A 15,383-nucleotide genomic window follows, 5' to 3' on the forward strand; every position below is an offset into this window, starting at 1 on the left:
GCCGATGAGCGTGTCTTGCACGCCACGTACGGGTGTAAGGACTTGGCGATGTTGTTGTGCACCAAGCTGCAGATCCACCCGAGTGAGGCCAAGCGGCGCACGAGGTTGGTACGCGAGTTGCCGGGACTGCCCCACACCCGCGACGCGATGTATGCGGGTGCGATCAGTGGCGAACACGCGCTGGTCATCTCGGATGCGATCAAGCGTCTTCCGTCGGAGTATGTGGAGGATGCGGATCGGGTGTTGGCGGATGTGGCGCCGACGTTGGACCCGCAGTTCCTGATGCGTGCCGGAAAATATGTGCGGACTGTGGTCGACCCCGATGGTGTCTATCGCGATGAGAAGGACGCGATTGCGCGGCGGGCGGCGCGGATGTTCCGGGACAAGGACGGAAGCCTGTCTTTCAGTGCCACGGTGGGTCCGCTCGATGGTGAGAAGATTTTCAACTTCTTGTTGGCGTTGTCCAAGCCCAGGAGTGTGGACGGGGAGAAAGACCCCCGGACGTTCGAGCAGCGGTTGGCTGATGCGTTCGTTGAGGCGATGACGATCGCGATGACCGCCCGCGACATCCCCGGGCTGCCGCGTTCCCTGCTGGTCGTGACGATGGACGCGGACAACCTGAAGGACAAGGCCGGGTGCGCTCGGACTGACACTGGGCAGCCGGTGTCCCCGGGCTTGGCCCAGCAGGCGGCCTGTGATGCCGACCTCGCTCACATCGTCCTCGGTGAGGGGGGCGAACCCCTCGCCTACGGACGCGGACGACGCCTGGCCTCACCGGCTCAGCGGAGAGCGCTGGCGGTGCGGGACAAGGGATGTGCCTTCCCGGGTTGTGATCGGCCTCCGGCATGGACGGAAGCTCATCATGTGGTGCATTGGATCGAGGGCGGGCCGACCGATCTCGACAACCTCGTTCTGCTCTGTGTGTATCACCATCATGTGATGCACGAACAGGATTGGGTGATCATCTTCGAGCATAGGATACCGGCGTTCATTCCCCCGAAATGGATCGACGCCGACCAGGAACCCTTGCGGAACATCAGGGTGGACTGCCCACTGACGCTATAGACCCGGGACGTCCATAGTGGACGGACGCCCCGGGGAGGAGGTACTGACGTCGAGGACGCTAGGTGTCCCCGGCCACGCCGTGCTGGCTGAGCAGTTCGGCGATTTCCCTGCTCTGCGGCGGTAACCAGGCGTCCTTGGTGCTCGCCCCGGCCGCGAGCAACGCGGCCGCCGTTCCTAGCCAGTCCACGGGCGGTCGGACGTACTGGTCAAACGAGAGTGCCGTGAGCAGTGAGAGCAGTGGGGTGCCGTAGCGGTCCGGATCGTGGCCGTCCGGCGGAACACCGTGGTCGAGCAGCAATCGCACGACCTCGGCTCGGCCGTGAAAGGAGGCGCGGTGCAGAGCTGGGTTCTGGTTGGCGCCGCCTGCCTCGACCGGGAAACCCAGGTCGAGCATGAGCCGCACTGCGTCGGTCAGTCCGTTCTCCGCGGCGGCGCAGAGCAGTGAGAGGTCCTGGTGTGTGAGCCCGGCGAGCAAGCCGGGCGAGGAATCCAGCAACCGCAACGCCTTAACCCGGTCCGCGGCCATGCAGGCCCCGAGGAAGCGGTCGGTGTCGGTGACCACGGCAGGGGCGGCGGCGCGCGCCAACAGTTCGGCGACCGTGTGGTTGCCCCGGCGCACCGCGAGCCGCAGTGGTGTCATGTCGTCCTGGGACGAGATGGGCGCGCCTGCGTCGAGCAACGCCTGGACGACTTCGGGTGCGCAGTCGTGGACTACCGCGTGCCACACCAGTTCGCCGCGCTCGGACAGGTCACCCGTCGAGGCCGTGAGCAGCCGCACCCCGGCGGTGTCGTTCCTGCCGATCATGCGCAGCAGCGCGTTGCTGCGCGGTTCGGCGGCGCCGTGGGCGAGCAGGAGACTCAGGCATTCGTGATCGGCGTGCTCGGCGGCCAGGTACAGCGGCTCGCCGTCATGGACGTCGGGGTCGGCCCCGCGTTCGAGCAGCAGCCGGACGAGCGCGGGGTGATTGGCGTCGATCGCGCAGCCCAACGGCGACACAGCCTCGGTCCACCCGGGGAGGCCGTTGAGGTGCGCGCCCGCGTCCAGGAGCAGGTCGACCACCTTGAGCAGGCCGACGGCCCTGGCCGGGTCCAGTCGGTGCCAGCGGGATGTGCAGGCGAAGGTGAGCGGAGGATTGCCTGGCGGGCCGTCTATGGCGGTGGCCAGCGCGGGATTGGTGGCCAGGAGCTCACGCACAACGCGGTGTTCGCCGACTGCCGCCGCGGTCCAGATGTCGCTGGCGGCGAGGCCGGGGGTCTCAGCGAGCAGCCTGCGCGCCCTGGGCAACGCCCAATCCGTCGTGGCGTGACGCAAGGCGTACGCCTTCTCGTCACGGCTGGCTGTCAGCTGCGCGACCGCGGCGACGAGCTTGGGCCAGCTGGGGAAGCCGTGTTCTCTGGCGATTACCAGCTGGGCCGCGCTGAGCCTGGTCGCGCCCGGTCCGGGTGGGCAGGGATGCACGGTCATCCGGCGCAGGGCTTCGGGATCTCCCGCTGCGGCAGCCCGCCGGAGTTCCTTGGCCCGTCGGCGGAGTTGGTCCAAGTCCGGCTGCCGCGTCAGGGAAGGGCCGCTGTCCACGACATCTCCTTTCGCTTGCCCGTGGTCCGCGCCGGGCCGAAAGAAGATGACAGTGTGCGGTCGACGACCGGGTGATGGAGGTGGACTCAAGTCCTTCCCGCGGACCGGCTGCGCCCTCCGAACGCGAGTTGAAGTGTACCCGTCGCCGGGCGTCCGGGGGAGATCCCGTGCACAGGCCCGTGATGGCTGCGGCGTGGGCTGGAGACGAACGCCGAAGGGTGGTCGTCCACAGTGGACGACCACCCCGACGGATCAGTTGTCGTGGCAGTTGGCGGATTCGTCCACGATCGCGTAGCGATGGGGCCGCCAGGCGAACACGCCGCCGCCAGGACTCCGGCGACGGCGGCGGGGCCGCCCTGGACAGCGGGCTACAACTCGTTCTTGGTGAAGGAACGACTGAAGACGTACGCGCAGCGGATGTAACCGCAGTCGACGGTCACCACCGGGTCGGCGACGACGGGGTACGCGGCACCCCGGTGCTCGAGGACCTGGGTCAGCGTCGTGCCGGTCAGCTCATAGCGGGTGGCGAGGCGCTTTCCCTTGGCATCAACAGCCCATGCGGGGGCGACGCGGCCGAGGGGCGGCGAAGATACGTGCGAGCGACACAATCCCTCCCGAAGGTCGCAGTGCTTGACGACCTCCAGGCTGCTCCGCCCGGCGCAGCGCCGTGTCAACCGCTCGGCTGATCCTCGGCGTCATCCGGCGCAGCAGAGAGCGGTAGAACGCCCGCGGTGACGTTGTCGTGCACCTCGGCCGCGCGGGTGAGCGCGGAGGTGACCAGCTGCTCCGCCGCTTCCTGGGCGTCGTCGGGGTGCTCGCGCAGCACGTCGGCGATCTCCTCGGCGCTCAACGACTTGTGGAAGCCGTCGCTGCCGACCACGACGGCGAGCACGCCCTCGGCGGAGACGCGGGTGCTGCCGAAGGACATCGGGTCGACGGGGTGCGCGCGGCCCAGGGTGGTGAGCACGACGTGGTCCCAGTCGTTGGGGTCCTCGTCGTAGTCGGCCAGCTCCTCCTCGGTCAGCTCGGCGGCGTACTCGCGCATGCGCTGGCCCTGGGTGTGGTCGACGGTGTGCACGCGCAGCTCGTCCTCGTGCAGCGTCCACACTCGACAGTCACCGGTCCAGGCGACCTCGACCACGTTCAGCTCGGGGAGGAAGACGGCCACCGCGGCGACCGCGTCGGGGATGCGGGCGCCCTTCTCCGCGGCCGCGTTCTGCCGCTCGCGCATCTCCTCGCCCGCCGCGAGCAGCCCGGCGACCGCGCCGTGCTCCGCGCCGACGGCGACGGCCTCCTGCACGCAGGCCGGGGAGGCCGCGACCACGTGCTCGTCACCGCCGATGCCGTCGACGACCGCGAGGGCGGTCGCACCGCCGAGGGCTCCCGCCGCGGCGATCGCGTCCGCGTTCGACGGCCGGGGTCCCTGCTCACAGGCCATGCCAACGACCAGCTCGCGGCGCTGTTCGCCCACGTCACTCCCCTACTCCGTCGGACCGGTCCCGACATGATCTCCTGACGGTAGTCCGCCGCGCACGCCGAGAACACGATGATGCCTGGCTCGCCACCCCGCCCGTCCGGTGGCACCCCGAAAAACCCGTTTGCCCGGTCCGGGCGGTTCCGCCTACCCTGCCCCGGACGCCCTCGAACAGCGCGAAGGAGGTGAGAGCCGTGATCACTACGACGATCATGCGCTCCCTTCTCGCCGTGAGGGCGTCGAGGTCCTGATCCGGGAGCGCGCACAGCGTCCCGAGAGGAATCTCCACCCATGACCGATCTGGTCATCCGCCCGCTGGTCCCCGGCGAGGTCGAGCTCTTCGAATCCCTTCCGCACGACGGCCTGACCGGCTTCGCCATCGGCGGCACGACGTACGCCGAACTGGCCGCGAAGGGCGAGTACCGCCCCGAATGGAGCTGGATCGCCCTGCGCGACGGCGTCGTCGTCGCGCGGGCCGCCTGGTTCGGCGGGCCGAAGGACGACGCTCCGCTGGCACTGGACTGGTTCGACTTCACCGACGCCGACGCGGCTGTCGAACTGCTGCGCCGCGCGCCGTACCGCACCGAGTACAACCTCCACGTCGAGCCGGGTTGGCGCGACCGCCCGGACGTGGTCGCCGCGGCGAGCGCCCGCTATGACGCGGCGATCGCCGCGGGCATGACCAAGCTGGTCGAGCGCTTCACCTACATGTGGACCCCCGACAACGGGTTGCCGGAACGCCCCGGGCGCCTGGTGTTCCGGCAGGAACCGGACGACGGGGTGTTCTTCGACATCTTCCGCAGGATGAACGAGAGCACCCTCGACGCGCACGCCCGCAGGACGATCGAGCTGCACGGCGTCGAGGCCGCCGCGCAGGAGGACATGGACTTCCTGCGCTGGATGCCCAGTCCCCGCGAGTGGTGGCGGGTCGCCTGCACCCCGGACGGCGACATCGTCGGGCTGAGCGTGCCGAGCAGGCACAGCAAGCCGGTGATCGGCTACATCGGGGTCGTCCCGGAGCACCGCGGCCACGGCTACGCCTACGACCTGCTCGTGGAGGCCACCCACCTGCTCGTCGCCGAGGGCGCGCAGCAGATCAAGGCGGGCACCGACAAGGGGAACATCCCGATGGCCAAGGCGTTCGCCAAGGCCGGGTACCCGGTCTACCGGGAGCGGACCGACCTGGTCTACCCGGCCTGATCGCCGGGCGCACCGCGTGCGGAGCCCCGCTCGCGGTGCGCCTTCTGCCGGCAGGCGCCGCCGCAGTAGCGGGGGCGCCTGCCCGTGGCGGGTGCCTCGATCGCCGTTCCGCACACCGCACACAGGAGCGGTGTTTCGTTACTTTCGTTACGGAGCAGTTCCAGGACGAGGGCGGTCATCCGCCCGGACCCGGCGTTCCTGCGCTCCATGGCGACGCAGCCGACCAGCAGCGACATCACCTCCTCGACGCCGATGTCGTCCCGGACCCCGCCCGCGCGCTGGGCTGCGGCGAGCAGGTCGCCGACCGCCCTGGTCACCTCCGCGGCGACCCGCGCCCACGGGCCGGAGCCGTCCTCGACCACCTGCGCGAGCGCCCGGTTCAGCGAGATCCGGATGATCGCCGCGGTGAAGAACCCGAAGAACGCCTCAGCAGGCCGTTCGTCGTCTACGAGGCCCTGCGCGTCCGCTCGGAAGCTGTCGAAGCGCGCCGCGACCACCTCTTCGAACAACAGCTCCTTCGTGGCGAAGTGCCGGTGCACCGTGCCCGCGCCGACCCCGGCTCGCCTGGCGATCTCATCGAGGGGCACGCCGAGCCCGTGCTCGGCGAACGCGGCCGAGGCGGCGGCGAGCACCCGCTCCCGGTTCCGCCGGGCGTCCGCCCTCGGTGGTGTCGGTGGTGTCGTCGTCGCGACCATGCGGCACCTCCATCAAACGGGTCATCCGCCCCGATTGTAACCGAAGATCAACCTGCCGGAGCCGCACCTCTATAGTTGCCCTCCCCAAGGGGGCCAAGACCCGCGCACGATCGAAAGGACCCGCCTTGAGCGGCACCGGACACGCCGGAACGATTCTGCTTCTCGGTGGGCGCAGCGAGATCGGTCTCGCCGTCGCCGTTCGCCTGATCGGCCCGGACAGCACGGTCATCCTCGCCGCCAGACGGAGCTCCGACCTGGACTCCCAGGAGTCGGTGCTGCGCGTCGCGGGCGCCACGGTGGAGCGGGCCGAGTTCGACGCCGACATCGTCGACGACCACGAGGCGTTCCTGCAGAAGATCACCGAGCGGCACGGCCCGCTCGACGTGGTGATCACCGCCTTCGGCATCCTCGGCGACCAGCGGCGGGCCGAGACCGACGCCGCGCACGCGGTGTCCATCGTGCACACCGACTACGTCGCGCACGTCAGCATCCTGACCCTGCTGGCCAAGCGGCTGCGCGAGCAGGGAAGGGGCACCCTCGTGGTGTTCTCCTCGGTCGCGGGCGTCCGGGTGCGGCGGGCGAACTACGTCTACGGCTCGGCCAAGGCCGGGCTGGACGGGTTCGCGGCCGGCCTCGCCGACGCGCTCGTGGGCAGCGGCGTGCGGCTGCTGCTGGTCCGGCCCGGTTTCGTGATCGGCAGGATGACCGAGGGCATGACCCCGGCCCCGCTGTCCAGCACCCCGGACCAGGTCGCCGAGGCCACCGTGCGCGCGTTGCGCAGGGGCAAGGGCGAGGTGTGGGTGCCCGCGACGCTGCGCCCGCTGTTCGCGGTGCTGCGGCTGCTGCCCAGGGCGGTGTGGCGGCGAATGCCGCGCTGACGCCCGCTCTGGGCGAATGAGTGCGGCTTTCCGCTACACTGCGCCCGAGAGACCGGTCGAGCTTCCGTACAGCTCCAATAACGAATGCATCAATTTCCACCTCGATCGTCCTGCCAAGGCGATTGCACTCATACGCTTTTCCCACCCGTTCGACGCGGTCGGGGATAAAGCGGGGTGTCGGCCGTCGCCACACCGGACCTGAAAGACTTCGCCCATGACTTTCGATGCCGAGACCGTCGCGGCGTGGACCGACCTCCCCGCGGCCGAACTCCGCATCCAGGCACAGCGGCTCGCCAGTGCCCGGCTGCCGGTGGACCACCCCGTATGGCGCTACATCCGCAAGGACCCGGCCCTGGCCGCGAAGTTGCGCGGTGCCCTGTCCGGTCTGCTGACCACGATCAAGGGCAGCCGGGACGAGCACATGCACCGGATCTGGATCAACGCGGCGCGCACCGCGCTCAGCGACAAGGCCGTGGCGCCCGCCCCGGCCAAGGAGAAGACCAGGGAAAAGGCCAAGGCCCCTGCCCCGAGGGTGGAGGCCCAGGTGGTGGAGCAGCGGGTGGTCGAGCAGCCGCCCGCCGAGCAGCCGAAGGCCGCCTCCAGCGTCGCACCGATGCTGTTCCAGCAGCCCGGCAAGACCAGCGGTGACCTGAGCTAACTCCGGACAGAATTCGCGCAATTGCGATGAACGAGTGACGATAACGCACTCGGGGAACACCGCTGCACTAATCCGGAGTTATCCCCTTCGGGCAATTCGATGCCCGGACCCGGCCGAAATGTGATGGTCCGTCACGGCCAGGCCGGGTCCTCGCCCGCGATCGCCGAGCAGATCTCGGCCAGCTGCGCGACCTGCTCGGGGCCGAGCCGGTCGAAGATCATCCGGCGGACCTCCCCGACGTGCCCGGGAGCGGCCCCGGCCAGCGCGGCGAAACCCTCGTCGGTGAGCGTGGCCAGCACGATCCGCGCGTTGCCGGTATTGCGGCAGCGACTCACCCAGCCCTGCGCCTCCAGCCTGCCCACCGCGTGCGAGAGCGCGCTCGGCGAGGTCCCGGCCAGCGTGGCCAGCTCGCTCATCGTCGAGGTCCGGTCCGGGCACTCCGACAGGGCCACCAGGATCAGGTAGTAGGCGTGCGGCAGCCCGGAATCGCGCTGGAGCTGCTGGTCCAGCGCGGACCAGAGCATCCGGTTGGCCCGGAGGTAGGCCCGCCACGCCCGTTGCTCGGCATCGCTGAGCCAGCGCACGTCCTCGGTCATGGCGGCCATCGTACCGACAACACTTGAACTCTCAATTGTGCGGCGCTACCGTCGTTGTTGAAACTCGAACAACAATGAGGAGCACGCTGTGCCAAGCTCGCCCCCGCAAGCGGGTCTTCGATGACCGAGCCCGCCGCCGCGTTCGACCGCTTCCTGCCGAAGGCCCTGCCCCTGGCCCGCGCCCAGCGGGAGTGGACGCCCGCCGACGGCCCGCTGCCCTCGATCTACCTCGGGCACGGCGCTCCCCCGCTCTTCGACGACGAGCTGTGGATCGACCAGCTCTTCGCGTGGGCGCAGAGCCTGCCCAGGCCGAAGAACATCCTGATCGTCAGCGCCCACTGGGAGGCGGCACCGCTGAGCCTGAGCTCCGCGGCCGCGAACACACCGCTGGTCTACGACTTCAGCGGCTTCGCGAGGCGCTACTTCGAGATGACCTACGAGACGCCGGACGCGACCGAGCTGTCCCGGCGGGTCACGGCCGCGATGCCGGACAGCGAGCCCGTGCACCGGCACGCCCGCCGCGGCCTGGACCACGGGGCGTGGGTGCCGCTGAAGGTGATGTACCCGCTCGGCGACATCCCGGTGCTCCAGCTGAGCATGCCCACCCATGACCCGGAGAGGTTGCTGGAACTGGGAAAGCGGCTGCGGTCGCTGCGCGCGGAGGGCACGCTGGTGATCGGGTCCGGGTTCATGACCCACGGCCTGCCGTACCTGACCCGCGAGATGTGGACCGGGAACGTGGTGCCCGGCTGGTCGTCGGACTTCGACGCGTGGGCCGCCGAAGCCCTGGACCGCGGCGACGTGGACACGCTCGCCGACTACCGGAACAAGGCGCCGGGGCTGCCCTACGCGCACCCGACGGTCGAGCACTACGTGCCGCTGTTCGTCACCCTCGGCGCGGCCGACCGGGCGGACGCGCCCGTCCGGACCACCATCGACGGTTACCTGATCGGTCTCTCGAAGAGATCCTTCGAGGCCGCCTGATCGTTTCTGATCGTTTACTGTCGATCGCATGTTCGCTGCCGAACGGCGTCAGGCCGTGCTGGAGCTGGTCCGGGCCAACGGGATGGTCTCGCTGCGCGAGCTGGCCAGGATCGTCCAGGCCAGCGAGGTGACGGTGCGGCGGGACCTGCGCAGGCTGGAGGCGGAGGGCCTGCTGGCGCGCAGGCACGGTGGGGCGGTGGCCAACGAGGCGCCGTCCTACGAGCCGAGTTACACGGAGAAGACGCAGGTCGCGAGCGCGGAGAAGGCCGCGATCGCCAATGCGGCGGCCGAGCTGGTGGCGCCGGGCGATGCCATCGTGCTCGGCGCGGGCACCACCACGCAGGCGCTGGCGCGGCGGCTGGCCCGGCTGTCGAACCTGACCGTGCTGACCAACTCGCTGCTCGTGGCGCAGGCGTTCGCGCGCTCGCGCGGCATCGAGGTGCTGATGCCCGGCGGCACGCTGCGCGGGTCGATCTTCGCGCTCGTCGGGGCGGTCGCCGAGGAGTCGATCGGCGGTCTGCGGATGCAGCGGGCGTTCCTGTCCGGCAACGGGCTGACCGCGGCGCGCGGCCTGTCCACGCCGAACGTGGCGGTGGCCGCGATGGACCGGGCGATGGCGGCGACCGCGGCCGAGGTTGTCGTGCTCGCCGACCACACCAAGCTCGGCGTGGACACGATGGTGCAGACGGTGCCCCCGGAGGGCATCGCGCACCTGGTCACGGACTCGGCGGCCGACGCGGAGGAGATCGCCGCGCTGCGCAGGCTGGGCGTGGACGTGCACGTCGCCAAGGCTTGATCGAGTCTGGTCATTTCCGGACAGTTTTCGTCCAAATATTGACTCTTGGTGCTCGCCGCCCCGCTAATTGGGATCGCTCTCCCCCTGTCCCGCGCCGCCGCCGAGCCAGGAGGTCACCGAGGTGTCCGCTCTTCTGAGTGCCCTCGTCGCCGCGCTCACCGTGGTGACCGCCGTACCGGTCTACCCGCAGCCGGGGCCGGGCACCCAGGTGGTCGACCAGGACGCGAAGCTCGCCGGGTTCCCGGAGCGGGGCTGGTTCAAGGCCAACATCCCGTTCGTCGACCTGCCGGACAAGCAGATCGAGGCGGTCTACTACTACCGCTGGCGCACCTTCTACGAGGCGCAGAAGTACACCCGCGAGGGGTGGATCACCAGCGAGTTCCTCGGCCCGGTCGGCTACTCCGCGCCGGACGGCGGGATCGTGGCGGCGGCCGGGCACCACGTGTACGAGGGGCGGTGGCTGCGCGACACCCGCTACCTCGACGATTACCTGCGCTACTGGATGCGCGGTGCCGGGGCGGGGCCGAAGCCCGCGACGGAGTTCCTGAACAAGAACACCACGGACTGGGCGCACCAGTACTCCTCGTGGCTGGCCGACGCGGCGCTGCGGCGGGCCGAGGTGACCGGTGACCTCGGCTTCGCCGCGAGCCTGCTGCCGGAGCTGAAGCGGCACTGGGAGCGCTGGTCTCCCCAGTACAACGCCGAACTCGGGCTCTACTGGCAGACGCCGGTATGGGACGCGATGGAGTACACGGCCAGTTCGTACCAGAGCCCCGATCCGTACCACGGCGGTGACGGCTTCCGTCCGACGCTGAACAGCTACCAGATCGCCGACGCGAGGGCGATCGCGGAGCTGGCCCGGCGAACCGGTGACCGCGCCACGGAGCGCATCTACCGGGACCGCGCGGCCGCGCTGACGAAGGCGCAGGAGAAGTGGTTGTGGGACAAGGACAAGAAGTTCTACAAGCACGTCATGCGGGACGACAACCCGGACCGCGTGAAGATCGCCGACCGCGAGCAGATCGGCTTCGTGCCGTGGATGTTCCACGCCGCGCCACCCGACAACGCCGAAGCTTGGGCGCAACTCCGTGACCCACAAGGGTTTTCAGCACGGTTCGGTCCGACCACCGTGGAGCGTCGGAGTCCTTGGTTCATGAAGGACACGGAGAAGGGGTGCTGCCAGTGGAGCGGGCCGAGCTGGCCGTACGCCACGAGCCAGACCCTGACCGCCCTGGCCAACCTGCTGATCGACTACCCCGCCCAGTCCTATGTGGACAAATCGGATTATGTTGCGCTGTTGAGGGGATACGCACTCACCCAGACCAAGGACGGCAGGCCCTATGTCGCCGAGGCGCACCACCCCGATGAGCAGCGTTGGCTCTATGACAGCAAGAACCACAGCGAGGACTACAACCACTCGACCTACGCCGACCTGGTCCTGTCCGGCCTGCTCGGCGTACGGCCGCAGTCCGACGACAGCGTCCGGATCAGCCCCCTGGCAACCTGGTCCCACTTCGCGGTGGAGAACCTGGCATACCACGGCCGGAACCTGAGCGTGGTGTGGGACAAGGACGGCAAGCACTACGGTCGTGGTCAGGGGCTGCGCGTCTACCTTGACGGACACGAGGTCGCCCGGCAGCAAGATCTCAAGCCACTACGGCTGCCTGTTCCACGCGGCGCCGTGAAACCGTTGCCGCGCTTGGTGGACGACGCTGCGAACATCGGCGGTTCGGGGTTCCCGTTGGCGAGCGCGTCGTACTCCAACGTCGGCAACGGTGATCACCCCGCGCAGGCCAACGACGGCCAGAACTTCTTCCTGGACGTGCCGAACACCCGCTGGACGAGCTACCGCTCCCCCAATCCGACCGACTGGCTGGCGATCGACTTCGGCAAACCGACCGCGACCTCGGACGTGCGGCTGTTCTTCTACGACGACGGAGGCGGAGTTCGCGTGCCTGCCTCGTACCTGTTGCAATACAAGCACTCTGACGGTTCTTGGGTGGACGTGCCCAAGCAGCGCAGGGCGCCGACCGCGGGGAACGACCTCACGCGGATCACGTTCCCCACGGTGACGACGACCGCGCTGCGCGTTGTCGGGACACCGCAAGCGGGAGCGTCGTTCGGGCTGACGGCTTTCCAGTCCTGGCGCGGCTAGCGGAAGTCGTCGGCGTGATCGCGCGCCCACTCCGCGAACGTGCGCGCGCGTCCGGTGACCGGCTCGGCGGTCGAGATCGTCCAGTCCTGGTCGGCCCACTCGGGGTCGGACTTCTCCTGGTCCGCGCCGTCGTAGGACTCGTAGCCGAGGAGGAAGTCCGCGTTGGCCGCGGCGAAACCGCCCTGGGCGAGGTAGAGCTCACGGGCGCGCTCGCGGCTGACCTCCTCGAAGCCGATCTCCCGGCCGATGGCCTCCGCGATGGCCTTGACCTGGTCGCGGTAGGTGATCTGCTCCGGCCCGTTGACGTCGTACGCCCGCCCCGCGTGCCCGTCCTCCGTCAGCGCGGCGAGTGCGACCTCGGCGATGTCGCGCTCATGCGTCGGGAACCAGGCCAGGTCCGGGTTGGGATCGCGGACCACGCCCTCGGCGCGGATCGACGGGCCCCACAACCAGAGCTTGTTGATCGCGAACTCGCCGGGCCGGACGTGTGTCCACTGTAGACCGGAGGCTTCCACGGCCTGTTCGATCGGCAGGTGGTAGGTGGTGTCGTGGCCGAAGGTCACCGCGCCCGAGGACAGGGTGACGATGCGCCGCACCCCGGCTTCGACCGCGCGGGCGACGATCGCTTCGGCGGTTCCGGGGACCGGGAAGAGGTACATCCGCTCGACGCCGTCCAGAGGCAGCGACGCCGGGTCGCCGAGGTCGCCCCCGAAGACCTCGACGCCTTCCGGGAACCGCGCGGCGGACGGGTTGCGAGTCAGCGCACGCACCGAAACCCCTTGCCGGGCAAGCTGGTCGACCACGATCCGGCCGACGTTGCCGGTCGCGCCGGTCACCAGGACCTTCATCTGCTTCCCCCTGAGATGCCTTGCTCCAACGTGCGGATGACCGTCGCGGCCGCACCGTGGCGGGGCATCCGGCCCCTGCCGACCGCGTCGCAGGCGCTGTAGACCAGGGACCACAGCACCGATTCGATCCACGACGGATCGGCTCCGGCGTCGAACGTCCCATCGGCCTGCCCGCGCTTGATGAGGGCTCGCACCGCCTGGCTGCCTTCGTCGTCCTGGTCCACGCCGCCGATGCTGGCCAGGATCTCGGTGTCGCCGTAGAGGTACAGAACCCGTTCGGCGACGCTGAGCATCGCGGTGACCAGCCTGCGCATCGCCTCCCCCGGCTCGCCCCGGGCGATGTCGGCTTCCTCGGTCGCCTCCCCGAGCACGCGCAGCGAGTCCATGGTGACCGCGTTGACCAGGTCTTCTCGTTCGGCGAAGTAGCGCTGCACGGTGCTGCGGCCCACCTCCGCCGCGGCCGCGATGTCCGCGAGCGTCGCGGCACGGTCCTTGGCCAGCGTGGCCGCCGCAGCCGCCAGGATCGCCCGCTTCGTGCGGCCTCGCACACCTGTTTCGAGGTCTTCCATACCGGAAACGTATCACACTTGACTATTTTTAGGTCATCCATGACTCATTTTTGTTGCCGTACATCACTGGAAGCATCCGAAACGGCGGTTTGAGCAGGGCCAACTGGGGTTTCACCGAGGGCGCGTGCAGTGGGTATGTCAGATATGAGATAGCGTCGAGGGCATGCCTGACAGCTCCGAACAGCTCTCCGCCTACCTGCGCCAGATCGGCCGCCTGGTCCGGGACTCCCGCAAGCACCGGGGGTGGACGCAGGCGCAGCTCGCCGAGGCGCTCGGCACCAGCCAGAGCGCGGTGCACCGGATCGAGCAGGGCAACCAGAACCTCAGCCTGGAGATGCTGACCAGGATCGGCGCGGCGCTGGACTCCGAGATCGTCACACTCGGCCGGTCCGGGCCGATGCACCTGCGCGTCGAGGGCGGACGACCGCTCTCCGGCAGCATCACCGTGAAGACCAGCAAGAACGCCGGGGTCGCGCTGCTCTGCGCGGCGCTGCTGAACTCGGGCAGGACCACCCTGCGCAAGGTCGCGCGCATCGAGGAGGTGAACCGGCTCCTCGAAGTCCTCGCCAGCATCGGCGTGCGCACGCGGTGGCTCAACGAGGACAACGACCTGGAGATCGTCCCGCCCGCGCGGCTCGACCTGGCGGGCATGGACGTCGCGGCGGCGCGGCGGACCAGGAGCATCATCATGTTCCTCGGTCCGCTGATGCACCACGAGGACGAGTTCGAACTGCCGTACGCCGGCGGCTGCGCGCTCGGCACCCGCACCGTCGAACCGCACATGACGGCGCTGCGCCCCTTCGGCCTCGAAGTCAAAGCGGCCTCCGGCAGCTACCGCGCCCAGGTCGACCGCTCCCGCCACCCCACCCGCGCGATCGTGCTGACCGAGCGCGGTGACACCGTCACCGAGAACGCGCTGATGGCCGCCGCCGGACACCACGGCACGACGGTGATCCGCAACGCCAGCCCGAACTACATGGTGCAGGACCTGTGCTTCTTCCTCACCGAACTGGGCGTGCGGATCGAGGGCATCGGCACCACCACGCTCACCGCGCACGGCCTGCCCCGCATCCACCGCGACGTCGACTACTCGCCGTCCGAGGACCCCATCGAGGCGATGAGCCTGGTGACGGCCGCGATCGTGACCGGCTCGGAGATCACCGTGTGCCGCGTGCCGATCGAGTTCATGGAGATCGAGCTGGCGCTCCTGGAGGAGATGGGCCTCGACTACGACCGCGGCGAGGAGTACCCCGCCGCCAACGGCCGCACCCGCCTGCTCGACCTCGTCGTGCGCCCCAGCAGCCTCCGCGCCCCCAACGACAAGATCCACCCGATGCCGTTCCCTGGGTTGAACATCGACAACCTCCCGTTCTTCGCGCTCATCGGGGCGACGGCGCAAGGGACCACTCTCATTCACGACTGGGTATACGAGAATCGCGCGCTGTACTTGACGGAGCTGACGAAGCTTGGTGGGCGGGTGTCATTGTTGGACGCGCATCGGGTGAATGTGGAAGGTCCGACTCGGTGGTCGGCGGCGGAGGTTATTTGTCCGCCTGCGCTGCGGCCCGCGGTAGTGGTGCTGCTGGCGATGCTGGCGGCGAAGGGGACGTCGGTGTTGCGGAATGTTTATGTGATTAATCGGGGGTATGAGCAGTTGGCTTCGCGGTTGAATCAGCTGGGGGCTCGGATTGAGATCTTTCGGGATCTTTGAGGGGTTTCCTGCTTGCGCGGACTGGGCTTGCGGCAGGCGGTGCTGGGCTTCCAGCTTGTGTGGCTGGGCTTCCAGCGGAGTTGGCTGGACTTCCAGCGGGCGGCGCTGGGCTTCCAGCGTGGGGGTCGGCTTGACCTGGGGGCCCCTTGCGCGTGCCCTTGGGCCTCTCGGGGGCACG

The 15,383-nt window shown here is 69.3% G+C and carries 15 protein-coding genes; 8 read left to right on the forward strand and 7 right to left on the reverse strand.

Annotated features, from left to right (window positions below; all coding sequences use genetic code 11):
• On the forward strand, positions 1–1,065 hold a 1,065-nt coding region (locus NLX83_RS40390), incomplete at its 5' end, for an HNH endonuclease signature motif containing protein (RefSeq protein ID WP_254240595.1).
• A 58-nt stretch (positions 1,066–1,123) separates the two neighbouring features.
• On the opposite strand, the gene NLX83_RS40395 is transcribed toward NLX83_RS40390, so the two are convergent.
• The 3 genes from NLX83_RS40395 to NLX83_RS40405 form a co-directional block, all read right to left on the reverse strand.
• On the reverse strand, positions 1,124–2,641 hold the full coding sequence (locus NLX83_RS40395) for an ankyrin repeat domain-containing protein (RefSeq protein WP_254240596.1): 1,518 nt from the start codon (positions 2,639–2,641) through the stop codon (positions 1,124–1,126).
• Positions 2,642–3,009: 368 nt separating this feature from the next.
• Positions 3,010–3,315, reverse strand: coding sequence for a hypothetical protein (locus tag NLX83_RS40400; protein ID WP_254240597.1), 306 nt, complete (start codon positions 3,313–3,315; stop codon positions 3,010–3,012).
• A complete protein-coding gene (locus NLX83_RS40405) occupies positions 3,312–4,112 on the reverse strand; it encodes a PP2C family protein-serine/threonine phosphatase (RefSeq protein WP_254240598.1) in 801 nt (266 codons plus the stop codon). The genes NLX83_RS40400 and NLX83_RS40405 overlap by 4 nt, the downstream gene beginning before the upstream one ends.
• Before the next feature lie 294 nt (positions 4,113–4,406).
• Between NLX83_RS40405 and NLX83_RS40410 the strand changes: the two genes are divergently transcribed.
• Positions 4,407–5,315 carry a GNAT family N-acetyltransferase gene (locus NLX83_RS40410; protein WP_254240599.1) on the forward strand — a complete coding sequence of 303 codons (909 nt, stop codon included), beginning with the start codon at positions 4,407–4,409 and terminating at the stop codon, positions 5,313–5,315.
• Here the strand turns inward: NLX83_RS40410 and NLX83_RS40415 are convergent.
• Positions 5,303–6,010 carry a TetR/AcrR family transcriptional regulator gene (locus NLX83_RS40415; protein ID WP_254240600.1) on the reverse strand — a complete coding sequence of 236 codons (708 nt, stop codon included), beginning with the start codon at positions 6,008–6,010 and terminating at the stop codon, positions 5,303–5,305. The genes NLX83_RS40410 and NLX83_RS40415 overlap by 13 nt on opposite strands.
• A 125-nt stretch (positions 6,011–6,135) precedes the next feature.
• Here NLX83_RS40415 and NLX83_RS40420 point away from each other — a divergent pair, with 125 nt between their 5' ends.
• Both NLX83_RS40420 and NLX83_RS40425 read left to right on the forward strand, forming a co-directional pair.
• Positions 6,136–6,888 carry an SDR family NAD(P)-dependent oxidoreductase gene (locus tag NLX83_RS40420; protein ID WP_254240601.1) on the forward strand — a complete coding sequence of 251 codons (753 nt, stop codon included), beginning with the start codon at positions 6,136–6,138 and terminating at the stop codon, positions 6,886–6,888.
• 214 nt (positions 6,889–7,102) lie between these two features.
• Positions 7,103–7,546: a hypothetical protein gene (locus tag NLX83_RS40425; protein WP_254240602.1), complete on the forward strand. Its 444-nt coding sequence runs from the start codon at positions 7,103–7,105 to the stop codon at positions 7,544–7,546.
• A gap of 131 nt (positions 7,547–7,677) precedes the next feature.
• Here NLX83_RS40425 and NLX83_RS40430 read toward each other — a convergent pair whose 3' ends face one another.
• Positions 7,678–8,142, reverse strand: a complete 465-nt coding sequence (locus NLX83_RS40430) for a MarR family winged helix-turn-helix transcriptional regulator (RefSeq protein ID WP_254240603.1) — start codon at positions 8,140–8,142, stop codon at positions 7,678–7,680.
• Between the two features lie 120 nt (positions 8,143–8,262).
• Here NLX83_RS40430 and NLX83_RS40435 point away from each other — a divergent pair, with 120 nt between their 5' ends.
• The 3 genes from NLX83_RS40435 to NLX83_RS42190 all read left to right on the forward strand — a co-directional run bounded on the left by NLX83_RS40435 (position 8,263) and on the right by NLX83_RS42190 (position 12,077).
• Positions 8,263–9,126 (forward strand): dioxygenase family protein, encoded by an 864-nt coding sequence (locus NLX83_RS40435; RefSeq protein WP_254240604.1) that lies wholly within the window; start codon positions 8,263–8,265, stop codon positions 9,124–9,126.
• 28 nt (positions 9,127–9,154) lie between these two features.
• Entirely contained in the window at positions 9,155–9,922 is a 768-nt protein-coding gene (locus tag NLX83_RS40440) for a DeoR/GlpR family DNA-binding transcription regulator (RefSeq protein ID WP_254240605.1), read from the forward strand.
• 121 nt (positions 9,923–10,043) lie between these two features.
• Positions 10,044–12,077 (forward strand): MGH1-like glycoside hydrolase domain-containing protein, encoded by a 2,034-nt coding sequence (locus tag NLX83_RS42190; protein WP_254240606.1) that lies wholly within the window; start codon positions 10,044–10,046, stop codon positions 12,075–12,077.
• On the opposite strand, the gene NLX83_RS40450 is transcribed toward NLX83_RS42190, so the two are convergent.
• Both NLX83_RS40450 and NLX83_RS40455 read right to left on the reverse strand, forming a co-directional pair.
• Entirely contained in the window at positions 12,074–12,925 is an 852-nt protein-coding gene (locus NLX83_RS40450) for an SDR family oxidoreductase (RefSeq protein ID WP_254240607.1), read from the reverse strand. The two genes, NLX83_RS42190 and NLX83_RS40450, sit on opposite strands and share 4 nt — an antisense overlap.
• Entirely contained in the window at positions 12,922–13,494 is a 573-nt protein-coding gene (locus tag NLX83_RS40455) for a TetR family transcriptional regulator (protein ID WP_254240608.1), read from the reverse strand. Before NLX83_RS40455 ends, NLX83_RS40450 begins: the two co-directional genes overlap by 4 nt.
• Before the next feature lie 163 nt (positions 13,495–13,657).
• Here NLX83_RS40455 and NLX83_RS40460 point away from each other — a divergent pair, with 163 nt between their 5' ends.
• Positions 13,658–15,205: a helix-turn-helix domain-containing protein gene (locus NLX83_RS40460; protein WP_254240609.1), complete on the forward strand. Its 1,548-nt coding sequence runs from the start codon at positions 13,658–13,660 to the stop codon at positions 15,203–15,205.
• The last annotated feature ends 178 nt before the right edge of the window (positions 15,206–15,383 follow it).

This window comes from Allokutzneria sp. A3M-2-11 16 (genome assembly GCF_024213555.1).
GTDB lineage: Bacteria > Actinomycetota > Actinomycetes > Mycobacteriales > Pseudonocardiaceae > Allokutzneria.

Coding starts and splice junctions, on each gene's coding strand:
- NLX83_RS40455 (WP_254240608.1), bottom strand. CDS start 13,494: ATGGAAGACCTCGAAACAGGTGTGCGAGGCCGCACGAAGCGGGCGATC.
- NLX83_RS40430 (WP_254240603.1), bottom strand. CDS start 8,142: ATGACCGAGGACGTGCGCTGGCTCAGCGATGCCGAGCAACGGGCGTGG.
- NLX83_RS40435 (WP_254240604.1), top strand. CDS start 8,263: ATGACCGAGCCCGCCGCCGCGTTCGACCGCTTCCTGCCGAAGGCCCTG.
- NLX83_RS40410 (WP_254240599.1), top strand. CDS start 4,407: ATGACCGATCTGGTCATCCGCCCGCTGGTCCCCGGCGAGGTCGAGCTC.
- NLX83_RS40415 (WP_254240600.1), bottom strand. CDS start 6,010: ATGGTCGCGACGACGACACCACCGACACCACCGAGGGCGGACGCCCGG.
- NLX83_RS40460 (WP_254240609.1), top strand. CDS start 13,658: ATGCCTGACAGCTCCGAACAGCTCTCCGCCTACCTGCGCCAGATCGGC.
- NLX83_RS40450 (WP_254240607.1), bottom strand. CDS start 12,925: ATGAAGGTCCTGGTGACCGGCGCGACCGGCAACGTCGGCCGGATCGTG.
- NLX83_RS40440 (WP_254240605.1), top strand. CDS start 9,155: ATGTTCGCTGCCGAACGGCGTCAGGCCGTGCTGGAGCTGGTCCGGGCC.
- NLX83_RS40425 (WP_254240602.1), top strand. CDS start 7,103: ATGACTTTCGATGCCGAGACCGTCGCGGCGTGGACCGACCTCCCCGCG.